The 17966-nt window shown below is 69.8% G+C and carries 14 protein-coding genes; 1 reads left to right on the forward strand and 13 read right to left on the reverse strand.

Features of this window, described 5'->3' with window-relative positions; genetic code table 11:
- Positions 1 to 162: 162 nt before the first annotated feature.
- Genes ACFXMF_RS14665 through ACFXMF_RS14675 form a run of 3 tightly spaced genes read right to left on the reverse strand, consistent with a single transcriptional unit; the run spans position 163 to position 2811 of the window.
- Complete coding sequence (locus ACFXMF_RS14665) at positions 163 to 1158, reverse strand: ATP-binding cassette domain-containing protein (protein ID WP_360317410.1); 996 nt, start codon at positions 1156 to 1158, stop codon at positions 163 to 165.
- Positions 1155 to 1964: an ABC-2 family transporter protein gene (locus ACFXMF_RS14670; protein WP_360317408.1), complete on the reverse strand. Its 810-nt coding sequence runs from the start codon at positions 1962 to 1964 to the stop codon at positions 1155 to 1157. Before ACFXMF_RS14670 ends, ACFXMF_RS14665 begins: the two co-directional genes overlap by 4 nt.
- Entirely contained in the window at positions 1957 to 2811 is an 855-nt protein-coding gene (locus tag ACFXMF_RS14675; protein ID WP_379987861.1) for an ABC transporter permease, read from the reverse strand. Before ACFXMF_RS14675 ends, ACFXMF_RS14670 begins: the two co-directional genes overlap by 8 nt.
- A 300-nt stretch (positions 2812 to 3111) precedes the next feature.
- Here ACFXMF_RS14675 and ACFXMF_RS14680 point away from each other — a divergent pair, with 300 nt between their 5' ends.
- The gene (locus tag ACFXMF_RS14680) at positions 3112 to 4410 is read left to right on the forward strand and encodes a TerD family protein (RefSeq protein ID WP_360317404.1); all 1299 of its coding nucleotides are present in this window, start codon (positions 3112 to 3114) and stop codon (positions 4408 to 4410) included.
- Between the two features lie 185 nt (positions 4411 to 4595).
- On the opposite strand, the gene ACFXMF_RS14685 is transcribed toward ACFXMF_RS14680, so the two are convergent.
- From ACFXMF_RS14685 to ACFXMF_RS14730, 10 genes are all read right to left on the reverse strand, one after another.
- Entirely contained in the window at positions 4596 to 5639 is a 1044-nt protein-coding gene (locus ACFXMF_RS14685) for a hypothetical protein (RefSeq protein ID WP_379987862.1), read from the reverse strand.
- A 217-nt stretch (positions 5640 to 5856) separates the two neighbouring features.
- A complete protein-coding gene (arcC, locus tag ACFXMF_RS14690; protein WP_360317400.1) occupies positions 5857 to 6792 on the reverse strand; it encodes a carbamate kinase in 936 nt (311 codons plus the stop codon).
- Positions 6793 to 6951: 159 nt separating this feature from the next.
- Positions 6952 to 7953, reverse strand: a complete 1002-nt coding sequence (gene argF / locus ACFXMF_RS14695) for an ornithine carbamoyltransferase (RefSeq protein ID WP_360317398.1) — start codon at positions 7951 to 7953, stop codon at positions 6952 to 6954.
- A gap of 133 nt (positions 7954 to 8086) precedes the next feature.
- On the reverse strand, positions 8087 to 9313 hold the full coding sequence (locus ACFXMF_RS14700) for an arginine deiminase (RefSeq protein ID WP_360317396.1): 1227 nt from the start codon (positions 9311 to 9313) through the stop codon (positions 8087 to 8089).
- A 177-nt stretch (positions 9314 to 9490) separates the two neighbouring features.
- Entirely contained in the window at positions 9491 to 10912 is a 1422-nt protein-coding gene (locus ACFXMF_RS14705; protein ID WP_360317394.1) for an amino acid permease, read from the reverse strand.
- 272 nt (positions 10913 to 11184) lie between these two features.
- The gene (locus ACFXMF_RS14710; protein ID WP_360317392.1) at positions 11185 to 13785 is read right to left on the reverse strand and encodes a polynucleotide kinase-phosphatase; all 2601 of its coding nucleotides are present in this window, start codon (positions 13783 to 13785) and stop codon (positions 11185 to 11187) included.
- Positions 13782 to 15593, reverse strand: a complete 1812-nt coding sequence (locus tag ACFXMF_RS14715) for a 3' terminal RNA ribose 2'-O-methyltransferase Hen1 (protein ID WP_379987863.1) — start codon at positions 15591 to 15593, stop codon at positions 13782 to 13784. Before ACFXMF_RS14715 ends, ACFXMF_RS14710 begins: the two co-directional genes overlap by 4 nt.
- 157 nt (positions 15594 to 15750) lie before the next feature.
- Positions 15751 to 16635: a MerR family transcriptional regulator gene (locus ACFXMF_RS14720; RefSeq protein WP_360317388.1), complete on the reverse strand. Its 885-nt coding sequence runs from the start codon at positions 16633 to 16635 to the stop codon at positions 15751 to 15753.
- Positions 16636 to 16742: 107 nt separating this feature from the next.
- The gene (locus ACFXMF_RS14725; protein WP_355529452.1) at positions 16743 to 17129 is read right to left on the reverse strand and encodes a hypothetical protein; all 387 of its coding nucleotides are present in this window, start codon (positions 17127 to 17129) and stop codon (positions 16743 to 16745) included.
- Complete coding sequence (locus ACFXMF_RS14730; protein ID WP_360317483.1) at positions 17107 to 17823, reverse strand: phosphate ABC transporter ATP-binding protein; 717 nt, start codon at positions 17821 to 17823, stop codon at positions 17107 to 17109. The genes ACFXMF_RS14725 and ACFXMF_RS14730 overlap by 23 nt, the downstream gene beginning before the upstream one ends.
- Positions 17824 to 17966: the final 143 nt, after the last annotated feature.

The following is a 17966-nucleotide window of genomic DNA, read 5'->3' on the forward strand; positions in this document are numbered from 1 at the left end:
AGGAGCCCCGCGAGCGCAGGGGGCAATCCCTCAATACCGAGGACCACCCGCCACAACCCACACCGGACAAACGGCCCGACCGTCGTCGACGGCCCGGTCCATGACCCGTTCCAAAGGCCCTTTGCCGATCCGGAGCACGAGAGCCTCGACGCGGTCGCCCCGTCACCCTCGATACAGCCGCGCGACCACCTCCTCGATCGTGGGCTCTCGCACGGAGACGTCCCGCAGGCCTCCGTCGCGCGCGATGGTGGCGATCAACTCCCCTGCGGGCACGCCGTCCAGTGCGAAGGTGACCCGTCTGCCCTCCGCCTCGACCGCCTCGATCGTGACCCCGGGCGTGCGCACGTCCAGCACACGGGCCTCGTCCAGGTCGACGACCACACGTCGGCGCGAGCCGTAGCGCGCGTGCAATGCCTCCAGCGTCCCGTCGTGCACGACCTGCCCGCGGTCGATCACGATCAGCCGCCGGCACAGGTGCTCGATGTCGGCGAGGTCGTGTGTCGTGAGCACGGTCGTGACGTCCCCTCGCGTGCCGATCTCGGCCAGGAAGGCGCGCAGCGACTGCTTGCTGACCACGTCGAGCCCGATCGTCGGCTCGTCCAGGAACAACACGTCCGGACCGTGCAGGAGTGCGGCGGTGATCTCACCACGCATGCGCTGCCCGAGCGAGAGTTGACGCACCGGCGTGTCCATGAACTCGTCCAGTTCGAGCATCGCCCGACACCGGCGAAGCCGGGCCTGGTGTTCGGCGCGCGGCACCGCGTAGACGAATCCCAGCAATCGAAACGATTCACGCAGCGGCAGGTCCCACCACAGTTGCGAACGCTGGCCGAAGACCACCCCGATCCGGCGGGCGAGCCGGCGTCGACGGGGCACCGGTTCCAGGCCGCAGACCCGCACGTGTCCCGAGGTCGGCGTCAGGATGCCGGTCATCATCTTGAGCGTGGTCGACTTGCCTGCCCCGTTGGGCCCGATGTAGCCGACCGTCTCACCCCGCACGACGCTCAACGCGACGCCGTCCACTGCGGCCACCGTTCGGGATTCCCGGCGGATTCGGCCGACCTTGCGTCGGACGGTGAACTCCTTGCGCAGATCCCGAACCTCGATCATCGTCTCGGTCTCGGTCTTGATCGCAGTCATGGTCCCGGTCGCGGTCACGATCCCGTACTCCTGTAATGCCGGATCCCCGTCCGCCACATCAGCAGCGCGATCAACCACGCGAAGGCCGCGACAACCGGGGAAAGCCAGGCGAGCCAGGCAGGCCCGCCGAGTGGATCCGCGTGCCCCGTCAGGAACAGCGCGGGGTGATACCCGACCAGCGCGAGGCCGACCCCGTAGCCGAACACGCGGCGCAGCAGTCCCGGGTAGATCGTCGCCGGGTAGCGTGCGAACTCCTTGCCGCCGTAGGTGAACGCGTTGGCGATCTCGCCGGATTCGACGAACCAGAACGCGACGCAGGCGCCGGCCACGAACACTGCGGCGAACAACGCGCAGCCCGCGATCGGGGTCAGTACGAGCATCAGTACGCGCGCCGGCGTCCAGTGCGGAGCCGCGTAGACGAGAACGACGGCGAGCAGCACGAACGACTGGGCGGCCCGACCGATCCGGCGCAGCGCGAAGTCGGTGGCGAGCAGTTGCGGCAGTACGCGCAGGGGCCGGACCAGGATGGCGTCGAGCATGCCCTTGCGCACGTACAACGACAGCCGTTCGATGTTGCCGACGGTCAGGTCGGCGAGATCGAAGGCGAACACCGCGAGCGCGGACATCACGAGCACCTCGCGCAGCCCGAACCCGCCCACCGTCGGCGAGACCCGGAAGACGACCAGGATGACGGCGGCCTCGACGAGTGTGCTCAGCGCGCAGGATGCGACGTCGATGCAGAACGAGGTGCGGTATTGGGTCTGGCTGCGGATCTGGGCCTGCACCAGGCGGACGTACGCCCGGACCGCCGTGGGCTCAGCCACCCTGGATCACCAGCTTGTCGGTCGCGGCCCGCTGCACGCGCAGGACCAGGGGCACCAGGATCGCCACCCAGACCAGTTGCAGGACGACGCTGCCGATCTGCTGTACGGGTCCGGGGCGTTCGACCACGACGTCGAGTGGGATCTGGAACAGGCCGGGGAACGGGGTGGCGAACCACAGCACCGCCTGGGCCCAGCCGGGCAGGAAGCGCAGCGGAAAGAAGGTGCCGGCGAACACGCCGGAGGCGAGCAACCACACCGCGCCGAGACCGCGCGCGTCCAGGAGCCAGAACGCGCCGAGGTTGACGAGGTAGCGCAGCGCGAAGCTGATTGTCGTGCCCAGGGTCAGCGAGATCACGAACAGCGGGATCGTGTAGGGGCGTTGTGGGATGTACAGGGTGAACATGAGCGCGCCGGCGAGGACGGGTACCAGCATGCGGGCGAGCACCGCGTAGGCGGCCCGGCCGAGGTCGGCGGCCAGGAACGCCTCGAACGGGTCGATCGGGCGCAGCAGGTCGGCGGTCACGTCGCCGCTGCGGACACGGTCGGCGAGTTCGTTCCAGGACCAGACGTGCACGACGCTGAGGATGCCCTGGCCGACCCAGACATAGGTGGCGAGTTGGGCGGCGTCGTAGCCGCCGGGCCGGCGTCCGTCCTCGGTGAGGGCGCGCATCAGCGAGTAGATCATCACACCGAAGACGATGTTGGTGAACAGGCCGGCGAGGGCGGCTTGGCGGTAGGTGGACCAGCGGCGAAAGCCCGCGCCGAAGAGCGCGCCGAAGCGGTACAGCCGGGCCCGCCGGTCCGGCGGGGGGTCGACCCGCGGTGGGCGCGCGAAGGCGAACGTCATGGTGAAATCCCTTTCCCCGGGCGGCGTGTGGCGTCGGCGGGGCCGACAGGACACGCGACCTTGGGCATACCGAAGTGACCTCGGGCGGAGGCGTGGGGATGCTCACTCTTGGTTTCGTTGCGCCGAGCCTGATGCGTGTCGAACGCCGGCCCCGGCCCGCAACACCCCGGGCAAGGCGAGTAAGAGTAGTGGACGAGCGAGGACGTTTCACCCCGGTTTTACTGACCCGTACGGGTGGGCACCCCTTTTTTTCGACGCAAAGGATGAACCGATCAGCCCACTCGTGTGACGATCGTGCGCATGGTGCAGCAGTTGGGCAAGGGACAGAACACGCCGGTGTCCGCCGCGAAGGTGCGCGCGGTCTTCGTCTGGCGGCCGGGGCCGAGTACCCCCGGCCTGGACGCGTCGGCGCTGTTGTTGGGTGCGTCGGGTCGAGTCTCGGGCGACGCCGACTTCGTGTTCTACAACCAGCCGACCCATCCCTCCGGCGCGGTTCGCCACGTCGGCAAGGACGAGGGGACGTGGTCGCGGGACGCACTGGAGATCGACCTGGGGTCGATGCCGGCGAGTGTGGATCGGGTGGTGCTCGCGGCTTCGGCGCACAGTGGCACGTTCGCGGGCATCCGTGACCTGCACCTGTTGGTGAGCGATCCCGGGGCCGAGGTGGACCTGGTTCGGTTCGACATCGCGGACGCGACCGTGGAGACGGCGATGCTCGCGGGCGAGTTGTACCGCCGCGGCGGGGCCTGGAAGTTCCGGGCGATCGGGCAGGGCTACTCGACCGGGCTGGAGGGGCTGGCCACCGACTTCGGCATCACGGTGACGGCCCCGCCCCCACCCCCGCCGGCACCCGCGCCTCCTCGGGTGCAGGCGCCCGCGCCGCCGCCGGTGTCGTCGACGCCGCCGCCGGCGCCTCGGTTGAACGTCCGCAAGCCCGAGCCGGCGCGGCCGCCGGCCGGCCCGCCGCCGGCGAGTACGCCGAGCAGGCCGCCCGTGCGGTTGAGCAAGGTGACGCTGACCAAGGCCTCGCCGATGGTCTCGCTGAGCAAGGAGGGCATCACCGGCAGTCGGATGCGGGTGAACCTCAACTGGGTGCAGGCCGCTCCCGGGCGCGGCATGCTCAAGCGGTTGATGGGGCCGACCGACCTCGACCTGTGCTGCCTGTGGGAGCTGAACGACGGCTCCAAGGGCATCGTGCAGGCGCTGGGCAACATGTTCGGTTCGCCGGACAAGCCGCCGTATGTGTTCCTGGACGGCGACGACCGCACCGGCGCGAACACCGCCGGCGAGAACCTGTTCATCAACCTCGACCACAAGAGCAGCTTCAAGCGACTGCTGATCTTCGCGTTCATCTACAAGGGTGTGACGTTCGACGACGCGCAGGCGGTGGTGACGTTGACGCCGGCGACCGGTCCCGAGTTGGAGATCCGGCTCGACGAGACCGGCGGCGCGGCCCGCTCGTGCGCGATCGCGCTCGTTCAGAACCAGGGCGGCGATCTGACCATCCAGCGCGAGGTGCGCTACATCAAGGGCAATCAGCAGAAGGTCGACCAGGCGTACGGGTGGGGCCTGCAGTGGCGAGCGGGCACCAAGGACTGACGCGGGACCCCCGTACGGGGCGACGAAGCAGATGCGGGTGCGGGCGCCGGCGGTCGCACCCGGGCGCGGGTGCGGGCGCAGGTGCCGGCAACCGTGCCCGCGCAGGTGCAGGCGCCCGCGGTCGCAGGTGCCGGTGCGAGCGCATCCCGCTCACCGGCCGGGCGTCGCGCATCGCACCCTTGTGGTCAGGCGTCGTCCGGGTGGGTGCCCTCGGGGCGTACTCCGATGCCGGGCAGGTCGACGTAGCCTCCCGACGTCCACGCTCGGGTGCGCAGCCGACGTACGCCGTCGATGCCCCAGAAGGCGAACGCCTCCAGGATCGACTCGGCCGCCGCGACGGCGTGTTCGGCGCCGGGGCGCAGCCACACCTGGCGGCCGTTGCCGGGTACGTTGCCCAGTTCGAGGCGATCCTGTCCGACGCGGATCTCGGCCGTGTGCGCGGGTTCGGCGACGTCGCCCAGCACCAGCAGAACCGGTTCCACCCAGCCGACCAGCGGCATGTCCACCACCAGCGAGGACAGCACACGCGGCAGCGCGTCGCGGAAGTCCGCCCAGTCGCGCGGGTCCGGCCCGAAGGGCAGGAACAGTTCGGCCAGGCTCATGTCGGGTCGGCTGACACACCAGATGTAGGGCAATTCGGCCAGCGAGCCGGCCCGTTCGAATCCACGTCGCTCGAAGGCCTCGCCGGCGCGCGTGGGAAACAACTCCATGACGAGCGCCTCGTTCGCGTCGTCCCGGGACAGCCGCAGGGTGATCCGTCGCGATCGCCAGCGCAGCCACGCGGCGGGCCCGCCCCGCCAAGGCGCCGGTCCCAGGGTCGCGGTCAGCGCGGCGCCGAGCCTGGTATGTGCGGCGTCCAACTCGCGCCCGCGGTCGCGGACATAGGGCACGGTGCCCCAGGCGCCGGGGCCGTAGGCGTACTGGCCGGGCACGGACGGGCCCTGGAACCCGGGCATCGGTGGCGGCGGATCCGCCCGGATCGGCAGCGGGGCGGTGAAGCGTACGCACGGCGCGCCCTCGGCGCGCTCGCCGGGATCCCCGCGGCACAGCAGTCCGGGTATGCCGGTTTCGATGGCCATGTACCCGTCCTCGCCCGGGCGAGTCTCCCAGCCGAGCCGCCCGGCGGTCTCCAGCAGGGCTTCGGCGGACCAGTCCCCCCACTCGGCGCCTCGGGCGGCGAGCAGCGTTCGAGCGAGTGTGTCGGCGGCAGGCATCACGGAGACAGCCATGCTCGACATGGTCACAGGACACGGGTCGATCGGACCAGACCCTTTGCCGATCCGCGCTCGAAAAGATCGTCGCCGAATCGGCGCCCGCACGCGCTTTTGCCGCGATTCGCGCTGCCCGCGCCGGTCATGCCACCCGCCCCCGGGCCGACCGGCGCCCGCGGTCGACGCCCCCCAGACGCCTGCCGCACCCGCCGGCCCCGCCCATCTCCCCATCGCCCTACAGCAGGCTGGTCTCCGGATACTTGCCGCTGGGCGTGACGATCGTCCCGGCGTTGCCACGGAGGATCTCGGCGGCCTGGTCGAGCGCACCGATCGCGGCCATGTCGCCGGTCATCTCGACGAAGCGGCAGATCGCGTCGACCTTGGGGCCCATCGAACCGGCCGGGAAGTCACCGGCGCGCAGTTGCATGGGGGTGGCGTTGGTGATCTCCTGCGCGTCGGGCTGCCCGAATCCGCGTACCACCCGGGGGACGTCGGTGAGCAGCATCAACACGTCCGCGTCCAGGGCCTCGGCGAGCAGGGCCGCGGTCAGGTCCTTGTCCACCACCGCCTCGACTCCGGTGAGTTGGCCGAGTTCGTTGCGGACCACCGGTACGCCGCCGCCGCCCGCGCATACCGCGACGGCCCCGGAGGCGAGCAGTTGCCGAATGAGTCGGGTCTCCACCACACGGGCGGGCTTGGGGGACGGCACGACCCGGCGCCACCACTTGCCGTCCGGCTTGACGATCCAACCGCGTTCCGCGGCCAGCCGCTTGGCCTCGTCCTCCTCGTAGACCGGGCCGACGAACTTGGTCGGGTCCCGGAACGCGGGGTCGGCGGTGGAGACGAGGGTCTGGTTGATCAGCGAGCACACCTGCCTGCCGGGTAGCGCGTTCTGCAACGACTGGAGCAGCCAGTAGCCGATCATGCCCTGCGTCATCGCGCCCAGCACGTCGAACGGATAGGGCTGGCTGAGCGAGGCGTCGGCGGCGGATTGGAGAGCGAGTACGCCCACCTGGGGGCCGTTGCCGTGGGTGACCACGAGTTCGTGGTCACGGGCCAGTGGGGCCAGCGACTTGACCGCTTTTTGGATGTTGTGCAGTTGGATGTCGGCGTCGGGCTTGTCCCCGCGCTGAAGCATCGCGTTTCCGCCGAGGGCGACGACGACGCGCATGGTGGATCCCTTCGGTCCCAAGCGACGCTCACGAACGGCCGTCCGCCGATCGCAACGTCGCGGCAAATCCGGATGAATGGGGCGTAGCGCAACCACGAGCGGCCCGGGTACCGATGGTCCGGTGCCCGGGCCGCGCCGATCCTCGTACCTGCTTCGAGCCTAGTCGCCGAGGGTGGCGACCATGACCGCCTTGATCGTGTGCAGGCGGTTCTCGGCCTGGTCGAAGACGATCGAGAAGTGCGACTCGAAGACCTCGTCGGTCACCTCGAGCGCCTCCATGCCGGTCTTTTCGAAGATGTCCTGCCCGACCTTGGTGTTGCGGTCGTGAAACGCCGGGAGACAGTGCATGAACTTGACCTTGGGGTTGCCGGTCGCCTTCACCACGTCCATGTTGACCTGGTACGCCTTGAGTTGCGCGATCCGGGTGTCCCAGACCTCCTTGGGTTCGCCCATCGACACCCACACGTCGGTGTAGAGGAAGTCCACGCCCCGGACACCGTCCGCGACGTCGGCGGTGTGGGTGATCCGGGCGCCGGTCGCGACCGCGATCTCCTTGGCCTTGTCGACGATCTCCGGCTCGTTCCACAACTCCTCGGGTGCGACCATGCGTACGTCCATGCCCAGCATCGCGGCGGTGATCAACAGCGAGTTGCCCATGTTGTTGCGGGTGTCACCGAGGTAGGCGAACGAGACCTGGTGCAGTGGCTTGTCGCTGTGTTCGCGCATGGTGAGCATGTCCGCGAGCATCTGGGTGGGGTGCCATTCGTCGGTCAGGCCGTTCCACACCGGCACGCCCGCGTACGTGCCCAGTTCCTCGACGTACTCCTGCTTGCTGCCCCGGTACTCGATCCCGTCGTACATTCGCCCGAGCACCCGCGCGGTGTCCTTCATCGACTCCTTGTGCCCGATCTGCGAGCCGCCCGGGTCGAGGTAGGTCACGCCGGCGCCCTGGTCGTAGGCGGCGACCTCGAACGCGCAGCGGGTGCGCGTGGAGGTCTTCTCGAAGATCAGCGCGATGTTCTTGCCGACGAGGCGCTTTCGCTCGATGCCCGCGTACTTGGCGGCCTTCAGGTCCGCGGCGAGGTCGAGCAGGTGGTTGAACTCCTTGGGGGTGAAGTCCAATTCCTTGAGGAAGTTGCGGTGGCGCAGATTGAAGGCCATGGCTCCAGGCATCTCTCTTCGGACGGGTTCGAAGGATCGACGAATCACTCGGGCAAGACGTCGCACGACGAATCGCACGACGCGTCGGTCGAAGGCTCGCACGACGGGTCACGCGGATCGGCAAACCGCCAGGTTAGACGGCCTCGCGCTCGACCGGACAACTCATGCAGCGCGGCCCGCCGCGGCCGCGTCCGAGTTCGCTGCCGCGAATGGTGACCACCTCGATGCCGTTCTTGCGCAGGTAGGTGTTCGTGGTCACGTTGCGCTCGTAGGCGAAGACCACACCGGGCTCCACCGCCAGCACGTTGCATCCGTCGTCCCACTGCTCGCGCTCGGCGGAGCGCACGTCCTGGGTCGCGGTCAGGACCCGGATGTCGGACAGATCCAGCGCGCTCGCGATCGCCTTGTGCATGTCGTGGGCCGGATGGTCGGTGACCTTGAGTTCCTTGTCGTGTTCTCCCGGTTCGATCGTGTAGGACGGCAACATGCCCATGCCGGCGTACTTGGTGAACGTCTCGCCGTCGAGCATCGTCATCACCGTGTCGAGGTGCATGAAGGCGCGCTTCTTCGGCATGTTCAGCGCGACCACCTTCGTCGCGGAACCGTGCTTGAACAGCGCACGCGCCAGCGCCTCGACGCCCTGCGGGGTGGTGCGTTCGCTCATCCCGACCAGGACGGCACGGTTGCCGATGACCAGGACGTCGCCGCCCTCCATGGTCGCCGGGAAGCTGCTCTGGCCCGGGTTCCATACGTTGAAGTCACCCTTGGCGAAGTTCGGGTGGTAGTTGTAGATCGCCTCGAAGTGCACGGTCTCGCGGCGGCGGGCGGGCATCATCATCGCGTTCACCGCGACGCCGTCGTAGGCCCAACAGGAGGTGTCCCGGGTGAAGATGTGGTTGGGCAGCGGCTTGAGTACGAAGTCGTCCACGTCCATGGTGTGGAACGCGACGCTGTGCGGCTCCTGCACGTATTCGAGGATCTCGCGCTTGGTGATTCCGCCGACCAGGTAGCGGACCAGCTCATTGGCGTCGAAGCCCTCGAACAGGCTGCGCAGTTCATCCACCGCCAGCAGGCCGAACTCGCGCTCGTCGAAGACCCGGTCGAGCACCATTTTCTTGGCGGCCGGCTCGCCGGAGAGCGTCTCGCGCAGCAGGTCGGTGAACAGGTGGACACGAATGCCGCGATCGCGCAGCGCGTCCGCGAAGCCGTCGTGCTCCTCGCGGGCCCGCTTGACCCACAGCACGTCGTCGAACAGCAACTCGTCCTTGTTCGTCGGGGTCAGTCGCTTCATTTCCAGATCCGGGCGGTGCAGGATCACCTGCTTGAGGCGACCGGTCTCCGACTCGACGTGGAACCCCATGGAATGGTCCTCCTGACCGTTGCGAACTGCGTTGTGCTTTCCGGCCATCGGGACCGGGTCTGGTTTCGGTGGTACTTCGGTGGTGGTTTTCGGTGCCGGGTCGGTGTCTGCTTCCGGTTTCGTCTGCGGATGGTCTTTCCGGTTGCCCGGGGTACGACGCGCCGGGAGCGCGCCGCGTCAATCGCGCATGTCCACGATGACGTCCTCGACATAGGTCGCCTCCTTGCCGCCGGGGCCGTATTCGCCGCGCGAGGCCTTGACCCAGATGTAGACCGGGATGCCGAGCAGCAGCATGATCAGGCTCTTGAGCACCGCGTCCGAGCCCGCGCCGTAGACCATCCACAGCGTGAACAGGAAGCCCGCTCCGGCGATGGTGAGGTCCTTGGCCAAGGCCGCGCGGCTGACCGGGCGCTCGCGGGTGACCAGCCAGAACAGTTGCGCCGACGCGGAGAACAGGTAGGGGATCACGGTGGTGACGGTGGCCAGCAGCAGGATCGTCTCGAAGGCGTCCTCGGACCACAGGTAGTTCACCGCGACCACGACCGAGGTCAAGGCCGTGGCGACCAGAATTCCGAAGGCGGGCACGCCCGCCCGATTGACCGAGGCGAACGGCCGCGGGAACATGCCGTCCTTGGCCGCCGCGTACGGCATCTCCGCGCACAACATGGTCCAGCCGTTGAGCGCGCCGATGCCCGAGACGATCGCCATCGCGGCCATGATGCCGCCCCAGACGCCGCCGCCGAACATGTTGTTCAGCGCGTCGGAGAACGGGGCGGAGGAATCGACGAGTTCGCCATGCGGCACGTTGCCCATCACCGCGATCGTGCTGAGCATGTAGACGGCGGCGCACGCGAGCGTGCCGTAGATCGAGGCCCTGCCGATGTTGCGCTCGGGGTCCTTGACCTTCTCGGCGGCCACCGACGCGGCCTCGATACCCGAGTAGGCGAACACCACCAGCGCCGCGGAGACCTGGAGGGCGCCCAGGAAGCTCTTGCCGCTCGCGTTGAACTCGCCGAAGTTGCCGCTCTCGACGAAGAACAGGCCGACGATGGCGACGAACATCAGCGGAACGAACTTGAGCACGGTGGTCACCACCTGGAACAGGCCCATGTTCTTGACCCCGGACAAGTTGATCAGGGCCGGGATCCACAGGCCGACCAGGGCGATCGCGATCTTGCCCGGTTCGGAGTCCCAGTGCAGGAAGTAGTTCACGTAGCCGACCCAGGCCACCGCGATGCCGGCGTTGCCGGCCCAGGCGGTAATCCAGAACGACCACGCGTTCAGGAATCCGGGGAACTCGCCGAAGGCTTCGCGGGCGTAGGCGTAGGGGCCACCGGCCGCCGGGACGCGTGCGCCCAACTTGCCGAAGACGGCCGCGATCGCCAGGGCGCCGACGGTGACCAGGCCGAAGGCGAGGATGCTGATCGTGCCGTACTTGGCGAGCGTGGCCGGCAACAGGAAGATCCCGGTGCCCACGACACCGCCGACCACGAGCGCGGTCGCCTGCGGGAGACCGAGGGTGCCCCGCGCGGTGTCGTCGGCCGCGGGATCGGTCGCGGGTGGCGCCGCCGGGGCCTGGGGATCCACCGCGTGGCTCATCGCTGCTCCTCCGTGTCGAGGGGATCCGGGGCCGTGTCTTCGGCCTCGTTTTCCACCACATGGAAATCCTGCACCCGGGGTCGGGCGCGAACCTCCGACACAGGTCACGACCTGCGACGACGCTCGGACCGACCGACGCGGGACGTTCGACCCGCTTCGGTCGGCACAGGGCACTGAAGCGACATACCCGAAAGTTTCCGGCATTCACGCAGGAAAGGGCGGCATCCGCGCGGGCACGGACACCGCCCTTGCTGCGAACAGGTGACGCGGCCTCAGAGCCTGGGGTCCACCGGCTCCGATTCCAGCGCGAGGACGGCGAAAACCGCCTCGTGCACACGCCACAGCGCCTCGCCGGTCGCCAGCCTGTCCAGCGCCTCGGCGCCCAGTGCGTGCTCACGCAGCGCCATCGACCGCTTGTGGCCCAGACCACGATTGCGCAGTCGTTCCAGGTTCACCGGTTCGGTGTAGTCGGCGCCGTAGATGATCCGCAGGTATTCCGGTCCCCGGCACTTGACGCCCGGCTGCACCCGACGGTTCGCGACCCGCGCGGCCTCGCCCGCGAGCGGCTTGACCACCATGCCCTCACCGCCGGCCGCAGTCAGTTCGGTCCACCAGTGCACGCCGGCCGCGACCTGCTGCTCGTCGGTGACGTCCACGATCAGCCGGCCGGTGGGTGCGAGCAGCCCCGAGGGGTCGGCCGCCACCAGTCGGTCGGCGAGCGCGAGATGCCATTCGTGGTCGCGGCCCAGGTAGGACCCGGCGCGGCCGGCGAGTATCTGGAACGGCGCGAAGCGCAGTCCCGCGAGGCCGTCGGTCTCCCAGCAGTACCGGCCGTAGGCGTCGACGAAGGCGTGCGCGTTGGCCTCGCGACCGCGGATGCGATCGGCCAGGTCGCCGACGTCGATTCCGCGTTCGAGTGCACGCGCCAGCGCGGCGCCGGCTACCGGCAACGCGGCGGTCGCGGCCGCGCCCACGGCGGCGTACTGCTGCCGCAGCAACTCCTGCGCCTTGGCCGACCACGGCATCAACTCGGCATCGAACAGCAGCCAGTCGGTGTCCAGCTCCGCCCACAGCCCCGCCGCGTCGATCGCCGCGCGCAGCCGGTGCAGGAAGCCGTCGGTGGTGGCCCGATCGGCGAAGAAGCCGCGCCCGGTGCGGGTCCACACCGCGCCCGCGCCCATCCCCTCGTCCACTCCGAACGCCTCGCGCGCGGCGGCCTCGTCCCGGCACACCAGGGCGACCGCGCGCGAGCCCATGTGCTTCTCCTCGCAGATCACCTTGGTGACCCCGTCCGCGTGGAACTGCGCGAACGCCTCGGCCGGATGTTCGAGCAGCCCCGGCAGCGTGCTGGTCGCGCACGGTGCCATCGTCGGGGGCAGGTAGACCAGCCAGCGCGGGTCGATGGCGAACCGGCTCATCACCTCCAGGGCCGCCGCCGCGTTCTCCTGACGTACCGTCACCATGCCTGCGCCGGCCGTCTCGACATGCCGGCGACCGACTCCGCCGGCGCTCAGGTCGAGTACGTCGCCCAGGTCGAGGGTCCGCCCGTCCCGGCCACCCGGCGCCTGCGAGGCCAACGGACGCATGGGCTCGTACCAGACCTGTTCGGCCTGCACGGCGACCAGTTCGCGCTCCGGCCAGCGCAGCGCGGTCAGGTCGCCACCGAACACCGCGCCGGTGTCCAGGCAGATCGTGTTGTTCACCCACACGGCGCGCGGCGTGGGCGTGTGCCCGTAGACCACGGTCGCCTTGCCCCGGTATTCGTCGGCCCAGGGGTAGCGCACCGGGAGGCCGTACTCGTCGGTCTCCCCGGTGGTGTCCCCGTACAGGGCGAAACTGCGCACTCGCCCGGACATACGACCGTGGTACTTCTCCGGCAACCCGGCGTGGCACACCACGAGCCTGCCCTCGTCGAGCAGGTAGTGGCTGACCAGGGACTCGCAGAAGTCGACCACCTGCGTGCGGAACTCCTCGCTCTCGGCGGCCAATTGTTCGAGTGATTCGGCGAGTCCGTGGCTGGTCTTGACCTGCCGGCCCTTGAGCGCGCGCACCAGCTTGTTCTCGTGGTTGCCCGGTACGCACAGCGCGTGTCCCGCGCCGACCATGCCCATCACCAGGCGCAGTACGCCCGGGGTGTCCGGCCCGCGGTCGACCAGGTCGCCGACGAACACGGCGGTCCGTCCCTCGGGGTGTGCGGCGTCGACCGGCCGCCCCGTCCGGTCACGGGTGATCGCGTAGCCGAGTTCGAGCAGCAGCGATTCCAGCTCGGCGCGGCAACCGTGGATGTCGCCGATCACGTCGAACGGGCCGGTCAGGTGTCGCAGGTCGTTGTATCGGCGTTCGTACACCATCTCGGCGCGGGCGACCTCGTCCACACCGGAGAGCACGTGCACCTTGCGAAAGCCCTCGCGTTGCAGGCCGCGCAACGATCGGCGCAGGTCCCGGTGCTGACGCTGGACCACCTGCGGGGGCAGGTGCATCCGGTCCGGGCGTGCGGAGTTGCGTGCCTGGCATTCGGCCTCGGGGATGTCGAGCACGATCGCGACCGGGAACACGTCGTGGTCGCGGGCGACCTTGACCAGTTGCGCGCGGGCCTCGCGTTGCACGTTGGTGGCGTCCACCACGGTCAGCCGGCCGGACGCGAGACGCATCCGGGCGACGTGGTGCAGCAGTTCGAACGCGTCACCGGAGGCCGACTGGTCGTTCTCGTCGTCGGCGACCAGTCCGCGGAAGTAGTCGGAGGAGAGCACCTGGGTGTGCTTGAAGTGGGTCCGGGCGAAGGTCGACTTACCCGCACCGGTGGTGCCGATCAGGACCACCAGACACAGGTCGGGCATGGTCAATGCACGGCGGGCGCTCGCGTCGTGGGTCATGCCGTTGCTCCGGTGCCTTCGTTGTCGATGGTGGGGGTGGGGGTGTCGGGGGCGTGCGGGATGCCGGCGAGGTCGGTCTCGGTACGGGTGAAGACGACCATCTGGGTCGAGGGGCCGACCTCGGGGTCGACTTCGCCGACCGGTTCGAATCGGGTGGCGTAGCCGTACCTGTCCGCCGCCCGCTCGGCCCACGCGCGAAACGTGGCGCGGTCCCATTCGAAGCGGTGGTCGCCGTGCCGCATGGCGCCCGCCGCGAGACCTTCGCCGCCCGCCTCTTCCGGGGCGTAGCGGACGTTGTACTCGACGTTGGGGGTGGTGACCACGACGGTCGCCGGTCGGGCCGAGCCGAGCACGGCGTATTCCATGGCGGGCAGGCGTGGTTCGTCCAGGTGCTCGATCACTTCGCACAACACGGCTGCGTCGTAGCCGGCGAGGCGCTTGTCGGTGTAGGTCAGTGCGCCCTGGATAAGCCGCACACGATCGCGTTGCCGCTCCGACATCCGGGCGAGCTTGAGCTTGCGCTCGGCGATGGTGAGCGCTCGGGTGGACACGTCGACGCCGACGATCTCGCGAAAGCGCGGCTCGCGAAGCAGGGCCCCGATCAACTTGCCGTCGCCACAACCCAGATCGAGCACCCGCTCGGCCCCGGCCGCCCGCAGCGCCGTCAGAATCGCGTCCCGCCGCTGCCTGGCGAGCGTCGGGGGTCGCTCGGTCGTACCCGCACCTGCGTCCACCACCTCGGCGGTCGCCGGCACGGCCGCAAGGGCCGCAGCCGCAGGAGCAGCACCCTCGGTCTCAGACGCGGATCCCTCGGTCTCGGGCGCAGGTCCCTCGGTCGCAAGGCCGGCCGCGACGCCTTCGACCGCACGCGCGGGTGCCACGCCCTCGGCCGCCCGCACCCCCACCGCACTCGCCGGCATCGCGCCCGCAGGCGCACCCGCGTCCGCCGGCGTCACACCCGCACCCGCACCCGCACCCGCCTCCGCGTCCACGGCTGCCTCGGCGTCCTCGCCGGCGTCGTCCGGTATCGCGTTGTCGAGGTTCTCCGGCGTAGTGTCGTCGATCTCGGCGAGCCGCTCCATCGCACTGCGGGTGAGGGTGGGACGGCGCGCGAGGTAGCGGCTCGCGATCAGGTCGCGCTCCGGGTGCCCGGACAGCCAGCCCTCGCCGGCGCGGAGCAGCTTGTCCACCTCGTCGGGCGCGACCCAGTAGTGCTTCGCGTTGTCCAGGACCGGCAGCAGCACGTAGAGCTGCCGCAGCGCGTCGGCGAGCAACATCGTGCCGCTCAGCGCCAGGCGCACGTAGCGCGATTCGCCCCATGCCGGAAAGCGCGGATCCAGCGGAATCGACTCGATCCTCACCTGCCATCCCAGCGGCTCGAACAGCCGACGGACCATCTCTTCGCCACCGCGCGCGGGCAGCGCGGGTACCTCGATCTCCAACGGCATCGGCATCGCCGCCAGCTCGGGACGCGCGTCGCAGCGCCCCTGCATCGCGGTGCGAAAGACCGTGCCGAGCGCGACCGCGAGCAACGACGACGCGGCGTAGGGCCGGTCGTTGACGTACTGCGCGAGTGCCAGGTCGGGCGAGCCCTTGGCGCCCTTGCCCCGCTTGACCCCGCGGGTGAGCGCGATCGGGTCGACGTCGAGCAGCAGCGCCGCGGTGCAGCGCGCGTCGTCCGCCTCGGGGTAGAAAACGTGTGCTTCGCCGTAGGTCGTGGAGAACCGTTGCGCCTTCCCGGGGTGCTTGTGCAGCAGGAAGCCGAGGTCGGTGGCGGGCTGATGAGTGGTTGCGATGGTCAGGAACACCAGGCCGATTATGTGCCAGGCACCCGGTCACCGACGATCGCTTTTTCCCGGTGTGCACCCCCGCCGGCGCGCCCACCGACGCAGCTTCCGAACCGCCCTCCGGCACCGCCCCGACGCGCCTGCGACCGTGCCTGCGACCGCATCCTCGGTTGCGCCCTCACTCGTCGACGTCAACGGACAGTTCCACCGCAGTACGGGTCGCGCCCGCCGGCGCGCCTGCGGCCTCTCGCGGGCAGTGCTGTCGCACACTGCCCAGGTCGATCGACAACTCCTGTTCGGCGGCGGCCCGCACGAGCGCGGCGAACGCCGGGTGCACGGCGGTCCCGTCGCCGGCGTCGTCGTCGGTGAGCACGTGGTCGGTGGTCAGTTCGCGGCCGGCCGGGCGGGTGCCGGTGATGGTCCGACGTCCGGGCACCGACCAGCCCTCGGGTACCGGCGCGGCGATCGGCACGCACAGCCCGACCTCGGCGCCGGCGTCGTCCGCTGGTCGACCCAGGTCCAGCCAGAAAGCTCCGATGGGCGCGATGCCGTCCGCGTGCAGGCTCGCGTACAAATCCGAGAAGGCGCCCTCGATCGCGACGTCCGCATCCACGACGGCACCACCCGAGTCCGCGATCACCGGCCCCGCGTCCGCGTCCGCCGGCAATACGACGTACTCGACCACCCCGACCCAGGCCCGAGGCGGCGTCGCCCGCAGGCGCACGTCGTAGGCGAAACCCGCACCCGCGAGCACCCGTTCCGCCGTCGCGAGCGCTCGATCCTCGCGCGCCCGTTCGGTCCGCACCGCCTCCCGTCGCACGCGCAACGCCTCGTGCGCGCAGCCGCCTTCGTGCATCGTGTCGCGGATGGCCGCGAGTGGTACACCGGCCGAGCGCAGTGCACGGACCAGGCCCGCCCGTTCGACTTGGTCGATCGTGTAGCGGCGGTAGCGCGTGTGCGGGTCCACGTCCGCGGGCACCAGCACGCCCTGTTCGTCGTACCAACGCAGCGCCTTGACGGTCAGGCCCGTGGCACGTGCGAAGTCTCCGATGCCGAGGAGCATCCTCATCACCTCCGAGCGACCACAGTGCCCTCTCCCGTGACGGGAGAGTCCACTGCGGGGGCGCGCCGCCGCGATCGTCGCGATCGCGGCGGGCGCGCGGCCCGGGGTCACCAGTCGTCGGGCTCGGTGACGGTCAGCAGGCGGACGAATCTCTCGTAGGACACCTGGCAGCTCTCCAGGCGTTCGTAGGTGCGGGCCGACAACGCCACGGGGGCGCTGGGTTCGAGAGCCACGCTCCAGAACCATCCCGGCGCGCCCGTGGCCCGTCCGATGACGGGCACGAGGTCGACGACCCGGCGACGCAGCCGGTCCAGCTCGATACGGCAGGCCCCCGCCGTGACATGGCCCCGAGCGGACCGCGCGAGCACGCGGCCGTTCGGGGCGATGAGCCGCCACCGCACGTGCTGCTCGGCGTCCAGGTGGACGTCGTAGCGCGCGTGCCGTTCCGGCGTACCGTCCGGGGCCCGCGACTCATCCGAAGCGACCGGCGACATAGTCGGCCGTCCGAGGGTCGCGGGGGGCGCCGAAGATCGCGGTGGTGGGTCCGGCCTCGACGATGTGGCCGGGGGTGTTCTCCGCCGCGAGGAAGAACGCACAGTGGTCGGATACGCGTTGGGCCTGCTGCATGTTGTGGGTGACGATCACGATGGTGATGTCGTCGCGCAGTTCGCCGATGGTGTCCTCGATCCGCCGGGTGGAGGTCGGGTCGAGTGCCGAGCAAGGCTCGTCCATGAGCAGCACGTCCGGGTCGACCGCCAGGGAGCGGGCGATGCAGAGACGTTGCTGCTGGCCTCCGGAGAGTGCGCCGCCGGGTTGGCGGAGCCGATTTCTCACCTCCATCCACAGGCCGGCCCGCACCAGCGAGGACTCCACGACGGCGTCCTTGTCGACGTTGCGCACGCCGGTCAGCTTCAGGCCGGCGACCACGTTGTCGTAGATGGACATCGCCGGGAACGGGTTGGGCTTTTGGAAGACCATCCCCACCCGTCGGCGGGTCTCGATCGGACGGCGGGTGGAGTCGTAGATGTCCTCGCCGTCGAGCAGGACCCGGCCCGCGAGTTGCGCGCTGGGCACCAGTTCGTGCATCCGGTTGAGGATGCGCAGGAAGGTGGACTTGCCGCAGCCGGACGGCCCGATCAGGGCCGTGACGGAGTTGGCCGCCATCACGAGGTCGACGCGTTCGAGCACCTTGTGGGTGCCGAACCAGGCGCTGACGGCATCCGCGGTGAGCGTCGAGCCACGCCCGCCGGCGGATTGAACCGGTAAAGGCTGGGTCTCGGCTGCGGGAGCGAGAGTCGTCGCACCGCTGTCCGGGCTGGTCACGTGCGGAG

The organism is Embleya sp. NPDC059213, from assembly GCF_042754445.1.
GTDB lineage: Bacteria > Actinomycetota > Actinomycetes > Streptomycetales > Streptomycetaceae > Embleya.

Coding starts and splice junctions, on each gene's coding strand:
- argF (WP_360317398.1), bottom strand. CDS start 7,953: ATGGCCTTCAATCTGCGCCACCGCAACTTCCTCAAGGAATTGGACTTC.
- arcC (WP_360317400.1), bottom strand. CDS start 6,792: ATGCGCGTCGTCGTCGCCCTCGGCGGAAACGCGATGCTTCAGCGCGGG.
- ACFXMF_RS14710 (WP_360317392.1), bottom strand. CDS start 13,785: ATGACCCACGACGCGAGCGCCCGCCGTGCATTGACCATGCCCGACCTG.
- ACFXMF_RS14680 (WP_360317404.1), top strand. CDS start 3,112: ATGGTGCAGCAGTTGGGCAAGGGACAGAACACGCCGGTGTCCGCCGCG.
- ACFXMF_RS14705 (WP_360317394.1), bottom strand. CDS start 10,912: ATGAGCCACGCGGTGGATCCCCAGGCCCCGGCGGCGCCACCCGCGACC.
- ACFXMF_RS14685 (WP_379987862.1), bottom strand. CDS start 5,639: ATGGCTGTCTCCGTGATGCCTGCCGCCGACACACTCGCTCGAACGCTG.
- ACFXMF_RS14700 (WP_360317396.1), bottom strand. CDS start 9,313: ATGGGGTTCCACGTCGAGTCGGAGACCGGTCGCCTCAAGCAGGTGATC.
- ACFXMF_RS14675 (WP_379987861.1), bottom strand. CDS start 2,811: ATGACGTTCGCCTTCGCGCGCCCACCGCGGGTCGACCCCCCGCCGGAC.
- ACFXMF_RS14725 (WP_355529452.1), bottom strand. CDS start 17,129: ATGTCGCCGGTCGCTTCGGATGAGTCGCGGGCCCCGGACGGTACGCCG.
- ACFXMF_RS14720 (WP_360317388.1), bottom strand. CDS start 16,635: ATGCTCCTCGGCATCGGAGACTTCGCACGTGCCACGGGCCTGACCGTC.